This window comes from Streptomyces sp. NPDC048331 (assembly GCF_043201215.1).
Classification (GTDB): Bacteria; Actinomycetota; Actinomycetes; order Streptomycetales; family Streptomycetaceae; genus Streptomyces.
This window is the reverse complement of record NZ_JBICYT010000056.1, coordinates 1-20,670: the sequence shown is the minus strand read 5'-3', so window position 1 is coordinate 20,670 and position 20,670 is coordinate 1. Positions and strand designations below refer to the sequence as shown.

General features: G+C 71.5%; 19 protein-coding genes. 4 read left to right on the top strand and 15 right to left on the bottom strand.

All coding sequences use genetic code 11. The features are described from left to right. The first annotated feature begins 148 nt into the window (after window positions 1–148). The 3 genes from ACGFYY_RS38990 to ACGFYY_RS38980 are packed head-to-tail and all read left to right on the top strand — an operon-like array spanning window position 149 to window position 4,672. Window positions 149–976 carry an FAD binding domain-containing protein gene (locus ACGFYY_RS38990; RefSeq protein ID WP_393716962.1) on the top strand — a complete coding sequence of 276 codons (828 nt, stop codon included), beginning with the start codon at window positions 149–151 and terminating at the stop codon, window positions 974–976. Next, entirely contained in the window at window positions 973–3,693 is a 2,721-nt protein-coding gene (locus tag ACGFYY_RS38985) for a molybdopterin-dependent oxidoreductase (protein ID WP_393716960.1), read from the top strand. The genes ACGFYY_RS38990 and ACGFYY_RS38985 overlap by 4 nt, the downstream gene beginning before the upstream one ends. Before the next feature lie 4 nt (window positions 3,694–3,697). Continuing rightward, window positions 3,698–4,672 (top strand): antibiotic biosynthesis monooxygenase, encoded by a 975-nt coding sequence (locus tag ACGFYY_RS38980; RefSeq protein ID WP_365270182.1) that lies wholly within the window; start codon window positions 3,698–3,700, stop codon window positions 4,670–4,672. A 154-nt stretch (window positions 4,673–4,826) separates the two neighbouring features. On the opposite strand, the gene ACGFYY_RS38975 is transcribed toward ACGFYY_RS38980, so the two are convergent. The 14 genes from ACGFYY_RS38975 to ACGFYY_RS38910 form a co-directional block, all read right to left on the bottom strand. Continuing rightward, window positions 4,827–5,582: a sirohydrochlorin chelatase gene (locus ACGFYY_RS38975; RefSeq protein WP_393716958.1), complete on the bottom strand. Its 756-nt coding sequence runs from the start codon at window positions 5,580–5,582 to the stop codon at window positions 4,827–4,829. A gap of 5 nt (window positions 5,583–5,587) precedes the next feature. Continuing rightward, entirely contained in the window at window positions 5,588–6,484 is an 897-nt protein-coding gene (locus ACGFYY_RS38970) for an ABC transporter permease (protein WP_365270188.1), read from the bottom strand. Continuing rightward, on the bottom strand, window positions 6,471–7,289 hold the full coding sequence (locus ACGFYY_RS38965) for an ABC transporter ATP-binding protein (RefSeq protein WP_393716955.1): 819 nt from the start codon (window positions 7,287–7,289) through the stop codon (window positions 6,471–6,473). Before ACGFYY_RS38965 ends, ACGFYY_RS38970 begins: the two co-directional genes overlap by 14 nt. Window positions 7,290–7,323: 34 nt before the next feature. After that, window positions 7,324–8,439 (bottom strand): ABC transporter substrate-binding protein, encoded by a 1,116-nt coding sequence (locus ACGFYY_RS38960; RefSeq protein WP_393716953.1) that lies wholly within the window; start codon window positions 8,437–8,439, stop codon window positions 7,324–7,326. Between the two features lie 215 nt (window positions 8,440–8,654). After that, window positions 8,655–10,004, bottom strand: a complete 1,350-nt coding sequence (locus ACGFYY_RS38955; protein ID WP_365270197.1) for a GTP-binding protein — start codon at window positions 10,002–10,004, stop codon at window positions 8,655–8,657. Between the two features lie 2 nt (window positions 10,005–10,006). Beyond that, window positions 10,007–10,945 (bottom strand): sulfate adenylyltransferase subunit CysD, encoded by a 939-nt coding sequence (gene cysD / locus ACGFYY_RS38950; protein ID WP_365270200.1) that lies wholly within the window; start codon window positions 10,943–10,945, stop codon window positions 10,007–10,009. Then, window positions 10,942–11,487: an adenylyl-sulfate kinase gene (gene cysC, locus ACGFYY_RS38945; protein ID WP_393716950.1), complete on the bottom strand. Its 546-nt coding sequence runs from the start codon at window positions 11,485–11,487 to the stop codon at window positions 10,942–10,944. Before cysC ends, cysD begins: the two co-directional genes overlap by 4 nt. A gap of 38 nt (window positions 11,488–11,525) precedes the next feature. Next, entirely contained in the window at window positions 11,526–12,239 is a 714-nt protein-coding gene (locus ACGFYY_RS38940) for a phosphoadenylyl-sulfate reductase (RefSeq protein ID WP_365270206.1), read from the bottom strand. Next, entirely contained in the window at window positions 12,236–12,424 is a 189-nt protein-coding gene (locus ACGFYY_RS38935) for a hypothetical protein (RefSeq protein WP_365270209.1), read from the bottom strand. Before ACGFYY_RS38935 ends, ACGFYY_RS38940 begins: the two co-directional genes overlap by 4 nt. Further along, window positions 12,421–14,127 (bottom strand): nitrite/sulfite reductase, encoded by a 1,707-nt coding sequence (locus ACGFYY_RS38930; protein WP_365270212.1) that lies wholly within the window; start codon window positions 14,125–14,127, stop codon window positions 12,421–12,423. The genes ACGFYY_RS38935 and ACGFYY_RS38930 overlap by 4 nt, the downstream gene beginning before the upstream one ends. 215 nt (window positions 14,128–14,342) lie before the next feature. Continuing rightward, window positions 14,343–14,426, bottom strand: a complete 84-nt coding sequence (locus ACGFYY_RS38925; protein ID WP_312847410.1) for a putative leader peptide — start codon at window positions 14,424–14,426, stop codon at window positions 14,343–14,345. A gap of 225 nt (window positions 14,427–14,651) precedes the next feature. Beyond that, window positions 14,652–15,215 (bottom strand): GNAT family N-acetyltransferase, encoded by a 564-nt coding sequence (locus ACGFYY_RS38920; protein WP_365270215.1) that lies wholly within the window; start codon window positions 15,213–15,215, stop codon window positions 14,652–14,654. 5 nt (window positions 15,216–15,220) lie between these two features. Then, window positions 15,221–16,486 carry a GAF domain-containing protein gene (locus ACGFYY_RS38915; RefSeq protein WP_393716978.1) on the bottom strand — a complete coding sequence of 422 codons (1,266 nt, stop codon included), beginning with the start codon at window positions 16,484–16,486 and terminating at the stop codon, window positions 15,221–15,223. Window positions 16,487–16,846: 360 nt separating this feature from the next. Then, complete coding sequence (locus tag ACGFYY_RS38910; RefSeq protein WP_393716946.1) at window positions 16,847–18,490, bottom strand: acyl-CoA dehydrogenase family protein; 1,644 nt, start codon at window positions 18,488–18,490, stop codon at window positions 16,847–16,849. A gap of 17 nt (window positions 18,491–18,507) precedes the next feature. Between ACGFYY_RS38910 and ACGFYY_RS38905 the strand changes: the two genes are divergently transcribed. After that, complete coding sequence (locus ACGFYY_RS38905) at window positions 18,508–19,623, top strand: YihY/virulence factor BrkB family protein (protein WP_365270221.1); 1,116 nt, start codon at window positions 18,508–18,510, stop codon at window positions 19,621–19,623. 59 nt (window positions 19,624–19,682) lie between these two features. Here ACGFYY_RS38905 and ACGFYY_RS38900 read toward each other — a convergent pair whose 3' ends face one another. Then, window positions 19,683–20,516, bottom strand: a complete 834-nt coding sequence (locus ACGFYY_RS38900; protein WP_393716944.1) for a class I SAM-dependent methyltransferase — start codon at window positions 20,514–20,516, stop codon at window positions 19,683–19,685. Window positions 20,517–20,670 lie beyond the last annotated feature (154 nt).

Below are 20,670 nucleotides of genomic sequence, written 5' to 3'. Positions count from 1 at the left end.
CTCGCCGCAGTGCTTCGACCGCAGCGGCCGTCTCCCGCCCGGGCCGGACCCGGGCCCGGACCCGGGATTCACCCCCGGGCTCCCGCGCGCACCGGTCGCCGGCGGGCGGTCCGTGACACGACCGCCGTCGTGAGGGAGATCGATCCCCGTGGACCTCAACACGATCACCGAAGTCGTCCGGCGCCCGCCGGACCGGCCGGGCGCGGACTGGCGCGAGGGCGACGCCTGGCTCGCCGGCGGGACATGGCTGTTCTCCGCGGAGCAACCGGACCTGCGCCGCCTCGTCGACCTGACCTCCTTGCGCTGGGCCCCCCTCGTGCCGGCGGACAAGGGCCTGGAGATCGGCGCGACCTGCACCGTCCGCGACCTCTACGCCTTCGAGCCGCCCGCCGACTGGACCGCGGCCCCGCTCATCGCGACGAGCTGCGAGGCGTTCCTCTCCTCGTTCAAGGTCTGGAACGCGGCGACCGTCGGAGGCAACATCTGCATGTCGCTGCCGGCCGGACCCATGATCACGATGACGGTCGCGCTGGAGGCCCGGTACGAACTGTGGGCCCCCGACGGGACGACCCGCACCGTCGACGCCCTCGACTTCGTGACCGGCGACCACCGGAACGTCCTCACGCCCGGCGAGCTCCTGCGGCGCGTCGAGATCCCCGCGCACGCCCTGCGCAAACACGCCGCGCACCGCCGGTTCACGCTCACCCGCCTCGGCCGCTCGACGGTGTTCCTCATCGGCACGCGCACGCCCGGGCGCAGCGACCTGCTGCTCACCGTCACCGCCGGCACCACCCGGCCCGTGCGCATGGTGTTCGACACCATGCCCGACGCCCCGACCCTCCAACAGAGCATCGACGTCATCCCCGCCGACGTCTGGTTCGACGATCCGAACGGCACTCCCGGCCACCGGCGCCATCTCACGCGGTACTACGCCGAGGAGATCCGCCGTGAACTCTCCGCAGGGGGTAGGTCATGACGTACCGGGTGAACGGCAACACCTTCGACGAGGAGCCGGCCCCCGGCCAGTGCCTGCGCACCTTCCTCCGCTCGCTCGGCCACCACGGTGTCAAGAAGGGCTGTGACGCCGGAGACTGCGGTGCCTGCACGGTATGGCTGGACGGCGCTCCCGTGCACAGCTGCATCACTCCCGCCTTCCGCGCGGACGGCCACGAGGTGACCACCATCGAGGGCCTGGGATCGCCCGGCGGCCTGCACCCCGTGCAGCGGCAGTTCCGGGACGCCCCGGGGTTCCAGTGCGGCTTCTGCACCGCAGGGATGATCATGACCTCGGCGACCTTCACCGAGGCCCAGAAGGCCGACCTGCCCCGGGCCCTGAAGGGCAACCTCTGCCGCTGCACCGGATACCGGGGGATCGAGGACGCCGTACGGGGCGTCGTCGGCGTGGAGAGCGCGGAGCCCGGGAGGGCGGTCGGAACGAGCGTCGGCGCACCCGCGGCCGACGACGTGGTGACCGGACGCGCCGAGTTCACGATGGACACCCGGATGGACGGCATGCTGCACCTCAAGGTGCTGCACTCGCCGCACGCCCACGCCCGGATCCTCTCGGTCGACAAGACAGCCGCCCTCGCGGTCCCCGGCGTGCGACGGGTCTACACCTGGGAGGACGTACCGCGCAGGGCCTTCACCACGGCGATCCACACCGACCACCTCGTCGACCCCGACGACACCTACATCCTCGACCACACGGTGCGCTTCGCGGGCCAGCGCGTCGTCGCGGTCCTCGCCGACACACCGGGGGCCGCGGAGGAGGGCTGCCGGAAGGTCGCCGTCGAGTACGAGGTGCTCCCCGCGGTGTTCGACCCCGAAGCCGCCATGGCCGACGGGGCCCCACAGATCCACGGTGCGGACGACCCCTTCGTCCGTGACCCCGTCCGCAACATCCTCCTCGAAATCCATTCGCACATCGGCGACGTCGACGCGGGGTTCGCCGAGGCCGACGTCGTCCACGAAGCCACGTACTCCTCGCCGCGCGTGCAGCACGCGCACCTGGAGACGCATGGCTCGATCGCCTGGATGGAGGACGGCCGCCTCAACGTCCGCACCAGCTCGCAGTCACCCTCCATCGCCAAGGTCAAGCTCGCCCACCTGTTCGCGCTGCGCCCCGACCAGCTCCGGGTGTTCTGCAAGCGCGTGGGCGGCGGGTTCGGCGGCAAACAGGAGGTCATATCGGAGGACCTGGCCGCGCTCGGCGCGCTGGACACCGGCCGGCCCGTGTGCTTCGAGTACACGCGCGAGGAGGAGTTCACCACGGCCTCGCCGCGGCACCCGATGACGCTCACCGTCAAGCTGGGCGCGAAGGCGGACGGCACGCTCACGGCGTTCCAGGTCCGCAACGTGTCCAACACGGGCGCCTACGGGAACCACGGCGGGGAGACCCTGTTCGCGGGCGGCGCGGCCGTCATGATCTACCGCTGCCCCAACAAGAAGTACGACGCGTACTCCGTCTACACCAACACCGTTCCGAGCGGGGCGCTGCGCGGGTACGGGATGACCCAACCGGCCTTCGCCGTGGAATCGGCCATGCACGAACTCGCCCTCGCCCTCCACATGGACCCGTCCGAACTGCGCCGCCGCAACATCGTGCGGCCGGGCGACCCGCTGGTGGCCATGCACGACGGTCCCGACGACGTGATGTTCACCGAGGACGGCCTCGCACGGTGCATCGAGCTGGTGGACCGGGCCATGGCCCGGACGGCGGACGAGGATCCGCACCTCGGCCCGGACTGGCTCGTCGGCGCGGGCGTCGCGGCTTCCCTGCACGAGACCGCGCCGCCGACCGAGCACATCTCCGAAGCCTGGGTGACGCTGGGCGACGACCTCATGTACGAGGTCGCCGTCGGCACGGTCGAGTTCGGCGAGGGCACCTCGACCGCCCATGTCCAGATCGCGGCCCAGCAGTTGGGCACCACCCCGTCGAGGATCCGCCTGGTGCAGTCCGACACCGACCGCACGGGATTCGACACCGGGGCCTTCGCCAGCGCGGGGCTCTTCGTGTCCGGCAACGCGGTCCTGCGGGCGGCGGGAGCCGTGCGCGACCGCATCGTGGAGTTCGCCGCCGCCCGGACGGGCATCCACCCCGTCATGTGCTCGATGGACGACGACGGCGTCGTCTGCGGGGACCACCGCGTCTCGCTGGCCGAACTGGTCGCGACGGCACGATCGCGCGGCATCCGTTTCACCGCCGCCCGCAAGGCCTACGGATCACCGCGCAGCGCCGTCTCCAACGCGCACGGGTTCCGGATCGCGGTCCACCGGGTGACCGGTGAGATCCGCGTCCTGCACAGCGTCCAGGCGGTCGACGCCGGCGTCCTGATCAACCCCGCCCAGGTACGCGGCCAGGTGGAGGGCGCCGTCGCCCAGGGAATCGGCTTCGTGCTGACCGAGAACTTCCGGGTCGACGCGAACGGGGTCATGGTCAACCCGAACCTCCGCAACTACCGCATCCCCACCTACGCCGACGTCCCGCGCACCGAGGTGCTCCTGGTGGACTCGGCGGACTCCGTCGGGCCGATGCGCTCGAAGGGGATGGCCGAATGCTGCATCAACCCGGTGGCCCCCGCCCTCGCCAACGCCCTGCAGGACGCCACGGGGGTCCGCTACCGGTCGTTGCCGCTGACACCCGACCGGATCTACAGCCGGCTCGGCGAGAAGCAGCCGCTCTCGAAGGCCTGAGCACATGAACACCGAGAACAGCCACGCAGCGGACGCCGAGGTCACGGCGATCATCGCGCAGAAGGTGCTGCCGGGCCGGGAGCGGGAGTACGAGGAGTGGCAGCAGGGCGTCAACGCCGCCGCCTCCGGCTACGACGGGTACCTCGGAGTCGAGGTCGCCCCGCCCACGTCCCTCCAGCCCGAGTGGGTCATCGTCTACCGTTTCGACTCGGTACCCCACCTCCAGGCGTGGATCAACAGCTCCACCCGGCAGCAGCTCCTGGAAGTCGGGGACCGCTACCTCGACGGACCCGGAACCCAGCAGGTCGTGAGCGGCCACGCCCCGGCACACGACGCCTCGGTGACCGTCGTCATCACCCACCGCGTGCACCCGGAGCACGTCGAGGACTTCCTCGCGTGGCAGCGCCGCATGACCGAGGAGGAGAGCAGGTTCGAGGGCTTCCGCGGCAGCGAGTTCTTCCCGCCCGTCGACGGCCTCCAGGACGAGTGGACCACCTTGTACCGCTTCGACAACGCCCAGCATCTCGACGCCTGGCTGAGGTCGGACCGCCGGCGCAAGGTCCTCGCCGAGGGGAAGGACTTCGATTTCGACCTGCGCACCGTCGACAACTCCTTCGGCAGCTGGTTCGCCTTCGAGGAGAACGGCCGGGAAGGACCCCCGCCCTCGGTCACCAAGACCGCCGTCGCGGTCTGGGTCGGCCTCTATCCGACCGTCGTCCTGCTCGCGCTCGCCACGTCCCCGCTGAAGATGCCCCTGTGGCTCGGACTGCTCGTGGGCAACCTGCTGTCGAGCTTCGTCATGAGCTTCGTGACCATGCCCTACTACGTGAACCCGCTGCTCAGAAGGTGGTTGCGCCCGACGCCGGACGAACCGGCGACCAGGACCAACCTCATCGGCCTCGGCATCGTCGTCGCCCTGCTCGCCTTCTGGGTGCTGGTCTTCTACCTGGTGACCACCCAGATCTGGCACCTGCCCTGACGCCGGTGGCGCCGCATGGCCCATCGGGACTGACCCGGGGGCGTCGGTGCCGGGAGTGGGGACACGGCAACGGCTCGGTGCTCTGTTGGGCCTCCTACGGTCCGACCTGGCCGAGGCCGTCCGCGAGCCCAGCCCGACGTGCCGGCGGGAGGTGTCAGGCGGACAAGGCCGGCCGGCGGGACGGCGTCGTCGCGGCCGCGTCGAAGCGGCGCAGCAGCAGTCGTGCCAGTTCCGGGGACGCGCCCAGGACGTCCGCGACGACGTCCGCGCCCGCGGCCTCGGCGCCGGCCGCGATCCGGTCCGGGAGGCGGCCCGGGGCGATGACGTACGGGGCCACCGCCACCCGTTCGAAGCCCTCGGCGCGCAGGGCCCGTACGGCGTCCTCCGTACGGGGGAGAGCAGCGGAGGCGAACGCAGGCCGCACGGCACACCAACCGGTGCGCCGCCACTCCCGCGCGGTTTCAGCGATCACTGCGATCGCCTCCGGGTCCGTGGAGCCGGCGGACGCGATCACCACGGCGGTGGTGGCGCGGTCCGCCGGGGTGAGGCCGGCTTCGGAGAGCCGGCGCTCCAGGGCGGTCAGCAGGAGCGGGGACGGCCCGAGGACGTCCGCCACCCGCACCGACAGTCCCGGCAGGCGCGAGGTCGACTCGGCGAGCGCCGCCGGGATGTCGGACTTCGCGTGGAAGGCGCGGGTCAGCAGCAGCGGGAGCGCCACGACCTCCCGCGCGCCGGACAGGTAGAGCGAGGAGAGGGCCTGCCCCACCGTCGGGGTGTTGAAGTCGAGGAAGGCCGTCTCCACGCGCAGCCCCGGTCGCAGCGCCCGCACCCGCCCCGTGAGGGCGTGCACGGTCGCCGCGTGCCGCGGATCACGGCTGCCGTGGGCGATGACCAGGAGGGCGCGGGACATGGCGATCAGCTCTTCGCCAGGAGGCCGCGGCTGCGCAGCACCCACCGCTCGACGGGGCTGAAGATCAGCAGGTCGATGGCGATGCCGACCACCAGGATCAGGATGATCGCGAGGAACACGCCGGGCAGGTCGATGTTGTTGCGGCCGTTCTCCAGGAGCTGGCCGAGGCCGAGGCCCAGGTCGGGGGAGGAGGCGATGATCTCGGCGGCCATCAGGGAGCGCCAGGAGAAGGCCCAGCCCTGCTTCAGGCCCGCCAGGTAGCCCGGCAGGGCGGCCGGCATGACGATGTGCCGGGCCCCGCGCAGGCCGGTGGCACCCAGGGTGCGGCCGGCGCGCAGGTACAGCGGCGGGATCTGGTCGATGCCGGAGACGAGGCCGTTGGCGATGGACGGGACGGCGCCCAGCAGGATCACCGTGAACATCATGGCGTCGTTGAGGCCGAACCAGAGGACGGCCGGCGGCACCCAGGCCACCGACGGCAGCGACTGCAGGCCTTGGAGGATCGGGCCGATCGCGGCGCGGACGAACTTGACCCGGGCGACGAGCAGTCCGAGCGGCGTGCCGATGGCCAGGGCCAGCAGGAAGCCGAGCAGGCCGCGGGAGACGCTGGTCCAGATGACCTCCAGCAGCGTGCCCTTGAGCCACATGTCGGACAGGCTGTCCCACACCGCGGACAGCGCGGGCAGTTTGGTCTCCTCGGTGACGTGCGTCGCGACGAGGACCTGCCAGACCACGAGCACCAGGCTCACGGCCAGGACGGGCGGGAGGACCTTCTTGACGAGGATCTCGCGGATCGGGGTGCGATGGGTCTGGACCGCGTCGAGGGCGTCGAGACCCGCCTCCAGACCGGCCAGGTCGTCGGCCTTGCCCGTGGCCTTCGAAGTGATGTCAGTGCTGGCCATGGCGGCGGATCTCCCCACGCAGGTGTTCAGTGATCTCCAGGGACAGTTCCGCGACGTCCGCGTCCTCGATGCGGCGCGGCTGCGGGATGTCCACGGTCCATTCCTTCGCGACCCGGCCGGGCCGGGAGGAGAGCAGGACCACGCGCTGGGCGAGCCGGACGGCCTCGCGCACGTTGTGGGTGACGAACAGGACGGACAGACCACCCGCGGCGGAGCCGCTCGCGTTCGATTCCGCCCAGATGCGGGTGAGTTCGCCGTGCAGCACGTCGCGGGTGATGGCGTCGAGCGCGGCGAACGGCTCGTCCATCAGCAGCAGTCGGCTGTCCTGGGCGAGCGCCCGGGCCAGGGCCACACGCTGGCGCATGCCGCCGGACAGCTCGTGCACGCGCTTGCCGTACGCGCCGCCGAGGCGGACCAGGTCCAGCAGGCGCTCGGCCTCCGGGCGGCGCTCGGTCTTGGTCACCCCGCGCAGGCGCAGGGCGAGTTCGATGTTCTTGCCCGCGGTCAGCCACGGGAAGAGGGCGTGCTCCTGGAACATCAGGGCCGGCCGGCCGCCGGGGGTCTCGATGGACCCCGCGGTCGGCTTGTCCAGACCGGCGACCAGGTTCAGCAGCGTGGACTTTCCACACCCCGAGGCACCCAGGATGGTGACGAACTCGCCGGGAGCGACATCGAGGCTGATGTCGTCCAGGACGAGCTGCGATCCGGCCGGGCCGGAGAAGGACTTCGAGACGTGCTCGATGCGGGCGGCGTGCGTGCGCTCCGCGACGGAGCCCTCGGCAGCCTTGGCAAGCGTGGTGGCCATGGTCGTCACCTCCTGGGATTGCTGGATTGCGGGATTACTTGGCGCCGAGACCGGCGTCGGAGACCTCGGGCTTGCCTTCGGCCTTCAGCACCTTGTTCAGGAGCGTGAGGTCGTAGATCCCGGCCAGGTCGGGCTCCTCGATGAGCTTGGCCTTGACCGCCCACTCCGACTGCGTCTTCAGCGTCGAGGCCAGCGGGTCGTCGGTGATCGCGATGCTGGGCCACGCCGGGTCGATGATCTTGGCGTCGAGGGGCTTGCCGCTGTCCGCCTCCAGCTTGGCGTTGGCGGAGGCCTTCGCCTTGTCCTGGTTGGCGTGGATCCAGTCGTTGGTCTTCACCGTGCCGCGCAGGACGGCCTCGACGACGTCCGGGTGCTCCTTGAGGAACTTCTGCGACACGATGATGTTCGTGATCACGAACTTCTTGTCGGGCCACAGGGCGGTCTCGTCGAGCAGGACGGAGCCGCCGTCGGAGACGAGCTTGGAGGCCGTGGGCTCGGGCACCCAGGCACCGTCGATCGAGCCCTGCTTGAAGGCGTCCGGGGTCACCTTGTTGTCCGTACGGACGACGGAGACGTCGCCCTTGCCGGATTCGGGGTCGACCTTCCAGCCCTTCTCGGAGATCCAGTTGAGGAACGCGACGTCCTGCGTGTTCCCCTTCTGCGGGGTGGCGATCTTCTTCCCCTTGAGGTCGTCCAGGGTCTTGATCTTGTCCGGGTTCACGACGAGCTTGACGCCGCCGGAGGCGGAACCGGAGATGATGCGCAGGTTCGAGCCCTTGGACTTCACGTAGGCGTTGATCGACGGCGAGGGGCCGATGAAGCCGATGTCGAGAGAGCCGCCGTTGAGGGCTTCGATCTCGGACGGGCCGGCGTTGAAGGACTGCGGCTTGATCTTGGTGCCGTTCAGTTCCTTCTCGATCAGGCCTTCCTGGAGGCCGACCAGCGCGGTGGCGTGCGTCAGGTTGGGGAAGTACCCGATGCGGACCTCGGAGGCGGAGAGCTTCTTGCCCGCGTCGGCCGCGTCGGCGGCCTTCGGCTCGGCCTTCTCGGCCTCGGAGCCGTAGCCGCAGGAAGCGAGCGCACCGATCAGGAGCGGCAGGGCGGCGACGACGATGCCGCGGCGGAGGGTGGTGCTGGCGGTGGCAGGCACGGGAGGACTTCCTCTCGTGACGGCGTCATCTCATGACGCGCGTCTTCGTTTGCGTGGTGATGGCGGGTACGGCTGGTGGGGGGTGTGGGCGCGCATGCGGTGCGCGTACGTCATCGCGCACATCGCGCAACCCCTCCCTGGCCGCTGCCGAGGGCGCCGCTGCCTACGCGGCCGCCCTCCTTCGCGAAGGTGGAGTAGATGTCGGGAAGCATGAGCTAGAAGTCCCAACCTTCCTCGTCCGCCTGAACGGTCGTCTCGGCCTTGGAGGCGAAGGACTCGCCCGCCATGCCTGCCGCCAGGGTGGTTCCGTCGGCCGGGTCGATCAGCAGGAAGGACCCGGTACGGCGTGAGTCGGCGTACGCGTCGAGCGCGAGGGGCTCGGCGGTGCGGACGACGACGCGGCCGATGTCGTTGGCCACCAGCTGCCCGGGGTTCGGGTGCTGGGACAGGTCGTCCAGGGTCAGCCGCGAGGGGATCTCCTTGACGATCGCCTTGACCGTGCGCGTCGTGTGCTTGATCAGCACCCGGGCGCCGACGGCCAGCGGCTGGTCGGCCACGTGGCAGACCGTCGCCTCGACGTCCTGCGTGGTGGCCGGGGCGCTCGCGGACGGCGCGATCAGGTCGCCGCGCGAGATGTCGATGTCGTCCTTCAGCCGCAGCGTCACCGACTGCGGGGCCCAGGCGATGTCCACGCTCTCGCCGAGCGCGTCGATGCCCTCGATGACCGAGGTCCGGCCGGACGGCAGGACGGTCACGGCCTCGCCGACACGCAGCACGCCGGAGGCGATCTGGCCCGCGTAGCCGCGGTAGTCGGGGTGCTCGGCGGACTGCGGGCGGATCACGTACTGCACCGGGAAACGCGCCGGGCAGGCCGTCAGGTCGTGGCTGACCGGGACGGTCTCCAGGTGCTCCAGGACCGTCGGGCCGCCGTACCAGTCCATGTGGGCGGAGGCGTCGACGACGTTGTCGCCGGCCAGGGCCGAGATCGGGATCGCGGTGATCTCCGGCACGCCCAGGTCGGAGGCGTACGCGGTGAACTCCTCGGCGATGGCCGCGAAGACGGACTCCTGGTAGCCCACCAGGTCCATCTTGTTCACGGCCAGGACCACGTGCGGGACGCGCAGCAGCGCGGCCACCGCCGCGTGCCGGCGGGTCTGCTCGATCACACCGTTGCGGGCGTCGACCAGGACCACGGCCAGGTCGGCGGTGGAGGCGCCGGTGACCATGTTCCGGGTGTACTGCACGTGCCCCGGGGTGTCCGCGAGGATGAACCGGCGGCGCGCGGTGGCGAAGTACCGGTACGCGACGTCGATGGTGATGCCCTGCTCGCGCTCGGCCCGCAGGCCGTCGGTCAGCAGCGCCAGGTCGGGGGCCTCCTGGCCGCGCTGGGCCGAGACGGCCTCGACGGCCTCCATCTGGTCGGTCAGGACCGACTTGGAGTCGTGCAGCAGCCGGCCCACCAGGGTGGACTTGCCGTCGTCGACGGAACCGGCGGTCGCGAAGCGCAGCAGGGTGGTCGCTGCGAGGTCGGCCAAGTTGGCGACCTGATCGGTGGTGCTGGTCATGTCTAGAAGTACCCTTCGCGCTTGCGGTCTTCCATCGCGGCCTCGGACATCTTGTCGTCGGCGCGGGTCGCGCCCCGTTCGGTGAGGCGGGAGACGGCGATCTCGGCGATCACGGCGTCCAGCGTGGTGGCGTCGGAGTCGACGGCGCCGGTGCAGGACATGTCACCGACGGTTCGGTAGCGGATGAGCCGCGTCTCGGGCGTCTCGCTCTCCTTCGGGCCGCCCCATTCGCCGGCCGTCAGCCACATGCCGTTGCGCAGGAACACCTCGCGCTCGTGGGCGAAGTAGATCTCCGGCAGCTCGATGCCCTCGCGGGCGATGTACTGCCAGACGTCCAGCTCGGTCCAGTTCGAGAGCGGGAAGACCCGCACGTGCTCGCCGGGGGCGTGGCGGCCGTTGTAGAGCTGCCACAGCTCCGGGCGCTGGCGGCGCGGGTCCCACTGGGAGAACTCGTCGCGCAGGCTGAACACCCGCTCCTTGGCGCGGGCCTTCTCCTCGTCGCGGCGGCCACCACCGAAGACCGCGTCGAACTTCAGCTGCTGGATCGCCTCCGTCAGCGGCACGGTCTGCAGCGGGTTGCGGGTGCCGTCCGGGCGCTCGCGCAGCTTGCCCGCGTCGATGTAGTCCTGGACGGACGCCACGTGCAGGCGCAGGCCGTGCTTCTCGACCGTACGGTCGCGGTACTCCAGCACCTCGGGGAAGTTGTGACCCGTGTCGACGTGCAGCAGCGTGAACGGCACCGGCGCCGGCGCGAACGCCTTCAGCGCCAGGTGCAGCATGACGATGGAGTCCTTGCCGCCGGAGAACAGGATCACCGGCTTCTCGAACTCGCCCGCCACCTCACGGAAGATGTGCACGGCCTCGGACTCGAGGGCGTCGAGGTGCGACAGCGCGTAGGGCGCGTCCGTCTCGTCGTGGACGTGTGCGACGGTCGTCGTCATGCCAGACCCCTCTCGGTGAGCAGCGCGTGCAGGGCCGAAGCCGACTCCGACACGGTCTGCGTGTGCGACTCGATACGGAGGTCCGGGGACTCCGGCGCCTCGTACGGGTCGTCGACCCCGGTCAGACCGGAGATCTCGCCCGCCGCCTGCTTGGCGTACAGGCCCTTGACGTCACGTTCCGAGCAGACCTCGACCGGGGTGGCCACGTGGACCTCCAGGTACGAGGTGCCCTCGGCGGAGTGCCGCTTGCGGACGGCTTCACGGCTGTCCGCGAACGGTGCGATCACCGGCACCAGCGCCTTGACCCCGTTGCTCGCGAGGAGCTCGGCGACGAAGCCGATGCGCTGCACGTTGGTGTGGCGGTCCTCGCGGGTGAAGCCCAGGCCCGCGGAGAGGAACTCGCGGATCTCGTCCCCGTCGAGCACCTCCACCCGGTGGCCCTCGCCGCGCAGCCGCTCGGCCAGCGCGTAGGCGATGGTGGTCTTGCCCGCGCTCGGCAGCCCGGTCAGCCACACGGTGGCGCCCTGGTCGCTCACGCTCATCTGCTCTGTCTCCGTAAGTTCTTCGCCGGTCGTCGTCATCAGCCGTGCAGTCCGCACTCGGTCTTGCCCGACCCGGCCCACCGGCCGGCCCGCGCGTCCTCGCCCTCGGCGACGCGCCGGGTGCACGGGGCGCAACCGACGGAGGCGTAACCGTCCATCAGCAGCGGGTTGGTGAGTACGCCGTGCTCGGCGACGTACGCCTCCACGTCGTCCTGGGTCCAGCGGGCGATCGGGGAGACCTTGACCTTCTGCCGCTTCTCGTCCCAGCCGACCACCGGGGTGTTCGCCCGGGTCGGGGACTCGTCGCGGCGCAGGCCCGTCGCCCACGCGGTGTACGCCGTCAGGCCCTCTTCCAGCGGCTTGACCTTGCGCAGCGCGCAGCACAGGTCGGGGTCGCGGTCGTGCAGCTTCGGCCCGTACTCGGCGTCCTGCTCGGCGACGCTCTGACGCGGGGTCAGCGTGATGACGTTGACGTCCATCACGGCCTCGACCGCGTCACGGGTGCCGATGGTCTCCTCGAAGTGGTAGCCCGTGTCGAGGAAGACCACGTCCACACCGGGGAGGACCCGCGAGGCCAGGTGGGCGACGACCGCGTCCTCCATGGAGGAGGTCACGGCGAACGCCGTGCCGAAGGTGTCGACCGCCCAGCGCAGGATGTCCGACGCCGAGGCGTCCTCCAGGTCCCGGCCCGCCTGCTCGGCCAGCGCCTTGAGCTCCCCGGCCGTGAGACGCACGTCTTGAGTGGTGGTCATATCCCGTCCCCTCCCGCTGATTCCGCTGTTTCCGACTGAACGCCCCGGGCCAGCAGCCCGAGGTACTTCAGCTGGAAGGCTCGGTTGCAGGCCCTGCATTCCCACGCGCCGTGACCCGTCTCGTTGGGAAACAGGTCCTCGTCGCCGCAGTACGGGCAGTAGAACGGTGCGGCGCGCTCGCTCACGAGAGGCTCTTCTCGTCCGCGCGGGCGACCCACGCCGCGAAGCGCTCGCCCTCCTCGCGCTGCTCCTCGTAGTGCTTGACGACCCGCTCGACGTAGTCGGGCAGACCCGCCGAGGTGACCTTGAGACCGCGGACCTTGCGGCCGAAGCCGGCCTCCAGGCCGAGGGCGCCGCCCAGGTGGACCTGGTAGCCCTCCACCTGGTTGCCGTCGTCGTCCAGGACCAGCTGTCCCTTGAGACCGATGTCCGCCACCTGGATACGGGCGCAGGCGTTCGGGCAGCCGTTGATGTTGATGGTGATCGGCTCGGCGAAGTCCGGCAGGCGGCGCTCCAGCTCGTCGATCAGCGAGGCGCCGCGCGCCTTGGTCTCGACGATGGCCAGCTTGCAGAACTCGATGCCGGTGCAGGCCATCGTGCCGCGGCGGAACGGGGACGGCTTGACCCGCAGGTCCAGCGCCTCCAGCGCCTCCACCACCGAGTCGACCCGGTCGGCCTCGATGTCGAGCACGATCATCTTCTGCTCGGCGGTGGTGCGCAGCCGGCCGGAGCCGTGCTGCGCGGCCACGTCCGCGATCTTGGTCAGGGTGGCGCCGTCCACGCGGCCCACGCGGGGCGCGAAGCCGACGTAGAACTTGCCGTCCCGCTGCTGGTGGACACCGACGTGATCGCGCCACTGGCCGCTCGGCTGCGCGGGCGCCGGACCGTCGGTCAGCTTGCGCTTCAGGTACTCGTCCTCCAGGACCTGGCGGAACTTCGCCGGGCCCCAGTCGGCGACGAGGAACTTCAGGCGGGCGCGGTTGCGCAGCCGGCGGTAGCCGTAGTCGCGGAAGATCGAGATGACGCCCTCGTAGACGTCCGGGACCTCGTCGAGCGAGACCCAGGTGCCCAGGCGCACGCCCAGCTTGGGGTTGGTGGACAGACCGCCGCCGACCCAGACGTCGAAGCCGGGACCGTGCTCGGGGTGGTTCACGCCCACGAACGCGATGTCGTTGATCTCGTGCGCCACGTCGAGCAGCGGCGAGCCGGAGATCGCGGACTTGAACTTGCGGGGCAGGTTGGAGAAGTCCTTGTTGCCGACGATGCGGCGGTAGATCTCGTCGATGGCGGGGGTGCCGTCGATGATCTCGTCCTGGGCGATGCCGGCGACGGGCGAACCGAGGATGACGCGGGGCGTGTCACCGCAGGCCTCGGTGGTCGAGAGGCCGACGGCTTCCAGTCGCCGCCAGATCTCCGGGACGTCCTCGATCCGGATCCAGTGGTACTGCACGTTCTGGCGGTCGGTGAGGTCGGCGGTGCCGCGCGCGAACTCCTCCGAGATCTCGCCGATCACGCGGAGCTGCTCGGTGGTCAGCCGGCCGCCGTCGATGCGGACGCGCAGCATGAAGTACTCGTCGTCCAGCTCCTCCGGCTCCAGGATCGCGGTCTTGCCGCCGTCGATTCCGGGCTTGCGCTGGGTGTACAGGCCCCACCAGCGCATACGGCCACGCAGGTCGTTGGGGTCGATCGAGTCGAAGCCGCGCTTGGAGTAGATCGTCTCGATGCGTGTCCGCACGTTGAGACCGTCGTCGTCCTTCTTGAACTGCTCGTTGCCGTTGAGGGGCGTGTGGTGTCCGACGGCCCACTGGCCCTCGCCGCGGTGACGGCCGGTCTTGCGGCGCGCGGCGGCTGCGGGTGCGGCTGCGGGCGTTTCGGGGGTGGCGGCCATGGCGGTACGTCCTTCTTCGGCGGCTCGAGGCAAGGGCAGGGGGAGGCGGCGGCGCTCCCCTGCGGGCTCGGCGACTCCGAGCGGGTGTGGCTGATTCCCGCTCCGCGCCGGGGTTGCCGGCGGGCAGGGCGGTACTACGACCTCAGGGGGCTAGCGGGTGATCGGCGCGTCCGCGGCGGCGGGGACGACGGCGATGTGCGGCGTGGCTGGTTCCGTCAGCGGGCCGGACAGATGGCGCTGGACATGCGGCCGAGGTCGACGTGCCGCCGACTCACCAAGGCAATTCCAGCTCCATTCATGGCGGAAGCGTGTCATGTGCCGATTGGAGGAGTCCACTACTGTCCATGATTCGGACGAACTCGTCTCGAAATATGGGACGACGTGACGGGGGTCACGTGTCGAACACCGGGGAGCGTGGGCATTGCGGCCTCCCCGGTGTTCGAAGCGCGAGGTCCGGGACGGAGCCCCGGATCCCTGCGGAGCCGGGCTCGCTGCGCTCGACGCGCGGAGTCGGGCGCGATGCGCTACGCGCCCGGCCACGGGCCGGGAGTCGGGGTCTCTTCCTTCTCTTCCGTCTCCGTCTTGAAGATCGTGAAACCGCGCCGCTGGTAGTTGCTCATCGCCGTCGGCCCGTCCTGGCTGCAGGTGTGCACCCACACCCGCCGGGTCGGCTCCAGCTCCGGCCAGCGCTCCGCCAGGGACCACGCCCGCGCGATGCCCACCGACAGCAGGTGCCCGCCGATGCGGCGGCCGCGGAAGTCGGGGAGGAGACCGAAGTACATGATCTCCACCACGCCGTCGTCCTGCGGGTCGAGCTCCACGTACCCGGCCGGCGTGCCCCGGTCGTACGCCACCCAGGTCTCCACGCCCGGCCGGGACAACTGCTCCACCCACTGTGCGCGGGTCAGCGCCAGCCGGTCCGTCCAGTGGATGTCGCCGCCCACCGACGCGTACAGGAAGCGGCTGAACTCGGGGGAGGGGACCTCCGCCCGCGCGATGGATATCTCCGGGCCCGCCGGAGCCGCCGGGACGAGGTCCGCGGGAGAGGTCATCTCCAACGACCAGGTGGTGAGAGTGATGGTGCTCATGCAGCTCAGGGAATCATGCCGGGCCCCGTCCGGCCCAGGCGGGCCCGGACCACCGCGGGCGCGGTGGAGTGCGGGAGCAACGCGGCCGGGTCCTCGGGGCGGATCAGCTCCACCTCCACGTCCTGCGCGAACCGGTACGGCCGGTGGGTGAGGACGCCCGCGAGGTGGCGGCGTACGCGGGACAGCTCCGCGCGGACCGTCACCGTGCGCGTAGGGTCCCCGAACAGCTCCCCGGCCAGCTCCGCCGCCGAGCGCCCCCGCGGGCTCTCCGCCAGCAGGAACAGCAGCTCCGCGTGGCGCGGGCTCAGCTCCTGCGACCAGCTCCCGGAGGGGCCGTACACCGTCGCCGACCAGCACCCCGCCCGGCTGAGGTCCAGAACGATCCGCGTCGCCGCCGCCGTGTCGCGACCGCCCCGGTCGACCCGCAGCAGCCAGCCGCCGGGCAGCGGCTCCACCACGCACTCCCCGAGCCGCGGCACCCACGCCCGGCCCGGCCCGAAGGCCTTCGGCAGCGGGATCCGCTCCTCGGGAGCCAGGCCCGTCACCGCCGCCGTCCAGCCGTTCGGGTCCACGGCCAGCGCCTGCCCCGGCAGCCGGGCCAGCAGCGGGGCCGCGACCGTACGCAGCCGCTCCAGCGACTCCAGGTGCCGCAGCCGGAGCTCCCGCTCCGCGAGCCGCGCCACCGAGGTCACCCACGCCAGCGTCGCCGGGTGCATGGTGGCCAGCGGCCCGCTGACGTCCACCACGCCCAGCAGCCGCCCGTCGCGGGGGTCCCGTACGGGCGCCCCGGCGCAGGTCCAGTCGTGATGGCTGGAGACGAAGTGCTCGGCCGAGAACACCTGCACCGGGCGCCCGGCCACCAGGGCGGTGCCCACGCCGTTCGTGCCGACGACGGCCTCGTCCCAGTCGGCCCCGACGGCGAAGCCGAGCCGGTCCGCCTTGCGCAGGATGGAGGAGTGGCCCTCCCGCCACAGCAGCCGCCCGTCGGCGTCCGCGACGACCATGATGTGCAGGGCCTCGTCCAGGGCGGGCAGCAGCCCTTCGCGCAGTACCGGCAGGATCTCCCGCAGCGGCGACACGTGCCGCCGCTCCTCCGTCTCGGCGGCCGACAGCATCCGCGAGCGCGCGTCCCGGTCGGGGTGCACCCCGCCGGCCAGCATCCGGCGCCAGGACTCCGCGATCTCCGGCCGGGGCGCGGCCGGCGGGCGGTCCCCGGCCAACGCCGCCGCCCGTACGCCCTTGAGCAGACGCGCCGCCGCCCGCGCGTCCATGGCCGAGATGCGTGCCACATCGACCGTGCTGCCTGTGGTGTCGGCCACCGGAACCTCCCCGTGCGAACAGGACGTACGACGCGAGCCGCCCGGGAGGTCCGCGCGCGCGTGGCGCTTCCCCAGGCACCCCGACGGACGGCTGCCGACTCAAAGGTTGCAACGGTATGCAACTCTCGCCAAGTCCCGGTCGGGCGACCGAAACTGTCCGGACGCCGCAGAGCGGCGTGCCGGCTCCTCCTCGGGGCTTCGGATCAGGGGTGGCGCCGAGTCGGCGCGGCGCCACCCCTGAACCGGTGATGGGCCCGGATCCCGGCTGGGAGCGGTTTGGGGACCGCCGTGGAGCCCGACGGGGGCTCTCTCCTAGACCGTGATCCGCGCCCGTTCCACCACCGCGCGCAGATCCAGGCTGTGCGGCAGCGTGCCGAAGGCCGTGCCCCAGTCACCGCCCAGCCGCGAGGCGCAGAAGGCGTCCGCCACCTCCGGCGGGGCCCACCGCACCAGCAGCGATCCCTGGAGCACCAGCGCCATGCGCTCCACCACCCGGCGGGCCCGCGCCTCGATGCCCTCCAGATCGGCGAGATCCGTCAGCAGGTCCTTGATGGCCGCATCCAGCCGATGGTCCGCGCCCCGGGCCTGACCGACCTCCTGGAGGAAGGCGTTCAGCGCCTGCGGCTCACGCTGCAGGGCGCGCAGTACGTCCAGCGCCTGCACGTTGCCGGAGCCCTCCCAGATGGAGTTCAGCGGGGACTCGCGCAGCAGTCTCGGCAGGCCCGACTCCTCTACGTAGCCGTTGCCCCCCAGACACTCCAGGGCCTCCGCCACCATCGGCGTACAGCGCTTGGTCACCCAGTACTTGGCGGCGGGCACGGCGAGGCGCAGGAAGGCCTTCTCCTGCTCGGTCCCGGCGTCGTTGGCGGCCGCCAGGCGCAGGGTCAAGGTGGTGGCGGCCTCCGACTCCAGGGCGAGGTCGGCGAGCACGTTGCGCATCAACGGCTGGTCGATGAGCGGTGCTCCGAAAGCGGAGCGGTGCTCCGCGTGGTGCACCGCCTGCGTCAGGGCCTGCCGCATCAGCGAGGCCGAGCCGATGACACAGTCCAGCCGGGTCGCCGCGACCATCTCGATGATCGTCCGCACCCCGCGGCCCTCCTCACCGACCCGGCGCGCCCAGGTCCCGTCGAACTCCACCTCGCTCGACGCGTTCGACTTGTTGCCCAGCTTGTCCTTCAGCCGCTGGATCGCGAAGACGTTGCGCGTACCGTCCGGCAGCACCCGCGGCACCAGGAAGCACGTCAGCCCGCCCGGAGCCTGCGCCAGCACCAGGAAGCCGTCGCACATCGGCGCCGAGCAGAACCACTTGTGCCCGGTCAGCAGGTACTCGCCGGACGTGTCCAGCGGCACCGCGGCCGTCGTGTTCGCCCGTACGTCGCTGCCGCCCTGCTTCTCCGTCATCCCCATGCCGAAGAGCACACCGCCCTTATCGGCGGCCGGCCGCAGCCCCTGCTCGTACACGTGCGAGGTCAGCCGCGGCTCCCATTCGGCGGCGAGCACCGGATCGGTGCGCAGCGCCGGCACGGCCGCATGGGTCATGGAAACGGGGCAGCCGTGCCCCGCCTCGGCCTGCGACCAGATGAAGAACCCGGCGGCCCGGCGCAGATGCCCGGCCGGGCGCCCCCAGGCGTCCGTCAGCCCGGAGGTCACCGCGTGCCCCAGCAGCCGGTGCCAGGACGGGTGGAAATCGACCTCGTCGATCCGGTTCCCGTAGCGGTCGTGCGTCCGCAACGTGGGCGGATTCTCGTTCGACTGCACACCCCATTCCTGGGCCTGCGCGGAGCCCGCCGCGCGCCCGAGGTCGGTGAGCTCCTGCCGTACCTCGCCGAGGAGTTCGGGATCCGCGGCCGCGAGGTGACGCTCGACGCCCTCGGTGAGGGCCCGATCGCCGCCGTAGACGTCGTACCCCACCAGGGGCGGGGCCTGGTTGCTGACTGTGTGGGTGGTGGCTGCCATGCGGATACCGTAAGGACGTGCAGCCAGCAAAAGAAACACCCGAGCGGACCCCAGGACGGCTCCACCGGGCCCGTGCCCTCTACCGCAACGTCTCGATGCGGAAAATGGGCTGGCTGCTGCTGAAGGACACCGTCAACTCGTGCATCGAGTACCGGATCCTCGGGCTCGCGGCCGAGGCGGCGTTCTTCACGCTGCTCTCGCTGCCCCCGCTCTTCCTCGGCCTGCTGGGTCTGCTCGGCTACGTGGACGGCTGGACGGACACCCGCACGGTCGGAAGCATCGAGGAGAACATCCTGGCGGCGGTCGGCACGGTCCTGTCCGACCGGGGCGTCAACGACATCGCCAGACCCCTCCTGGACGACGTCACCCGCAGTGGTCGCCCCGACCTGATCTCGCTCGGTTTCGCCTTCGCCCTGTGGTCGGGATCGCGCGCCGTCAACGTCTTCATCGACACCATCACCGTGATGTACGGGCTCGACGGCCACCGCGGCATCGTCAAGACCCGTCTGCTGGCCTTCCTGCTCTACATCATCGCGCTGCTGATCGGTGCGATCGTGCTGCCGCTGATGGTGGTGGGGCCCGACGCGGTCGTCCGGCTGGTGCCCTGGGGCACCGAAGTGATCGCGGTCCTGTACTGGCCGACCGTGACCCTGCTGTCCATCGCCTTCCTCACGACGCTCTACCACGTGTCCGTGCCCGTGCGCTCGCCGTGGATCGAGGACGTGCCCGGGGCGCTGGTGGCCCTCGCCATGTGGGTGCTGGGCTCGTTCCTCCTGCGGATCTACCTCACCAACACGGTGGAGGGCCCGACGATCTACGGATCATTGGCCGCGCCCGTGGCCGTACTGCTGTGGATCGGCATCTCGGCCTTCGCGGTGCTGGTCGGGGCCGCCGTCAACGCGGCGATCGACCGCGTCTGGCCGTCGGTGGCCACGGCCGCGGCGCGCGAGGCGAACGAGCGGGCCCGGGAGGCGGAGGCCGCCCAGCTGATCGCGCGGGCCGCCGCCTGGCGGGCGATGGCGGAGGGGGAGTCGGAGGACGACGAGGACGACGGGATGCCGTCGGAGTTCCCCGAGCGGTGGTCGAAGTTCCTGCCGCCCGAGGACTACCACTCCCGGCTGCGCAAGCACTGACCGAGGGCGAGGGTCGGGCGGGGTGCCCGGCCCGGTGGGCCCGGTCGCCGGGCCCGGCCTCATTCCGGGGCCTTCACGCCCCAGGCGGTGAGCAGGCCGGGGGAGAGCGCGGCGCAGTCCGGCGAGTCCAGGTACCGGATCGCGGCGTCGATCGTCGCGTCGTCGACCAGCCCGGTGCCCGTCATCGGCACCCGGGCGCGCTCCCAGGTACCGGCCCAGAACCGGCTGATGGGGCTGCCGGGCAGCAGCGGCGGTACGAGGATCTCGGCCCCCACGGACAGCAGACCGGCCTCCCGCAGGTGCGCGGGATACTCCGGCACCCAGGAGACATCGGTGCCCAGGCTGTCGCCCAGCCCCTGCCACATGGCCCGCATCACCCGGCCGTACGTGGTCGTCGGCGCCGCGGGGGTGGTCAGGTCGACGGCGTCGCCGAGGACCAGGACACCGCCCGGGGCGACCAGGGAGGCGAGCTTGCCGATCATCCGCGGCCAGTTCCGCAGGTGCATCAGCACGAACCGGGCGTGCACCAGCTGGAACCGCCCCGGACCGAAGTCCAGGGCCGTGATGTCCGCCTCCAGCGGGGTGAGCCCGGGCGCCGGGTGCGCCGCGAGGAAGGAGGTGTCCCGATCGACGGCCACGACCTCGCGGACCCCGGCCCGGTCCAGGAGGAGCCGGGCGACCGTGCCCGTTCCCGCGCCCACGTCGAGGCAGCGCCAGCCCGGCCCGACTCCCAGCGCGCGCAGCCGGGCCAGGGTGAAGTCGTCGTAGGCGAGCGCACCGAGGTCGATGCGGTCGTCCTCGCCCGGCAGATCCGGCCGGAACACCGCCTCGCCGTAGCGTCCGCCGGCCCCGCCGTCGGGGCGCGGCGCCGGTTCGTCGTCGGGGAGATTCACGTCCGGACCTCTCACGGGGCGGGAAAGGGGCTGCGGCGCACACGGCGGGTGGGCGGTACGAGGGCGCGGGGGGGGGGGGGCCCCCCCGGCCCCCCCCCCCCCCCCCCCCCCCCCCCCCCCCCCCCCCCCCCCCCCCCCCCCCCCCCCCCGCCCC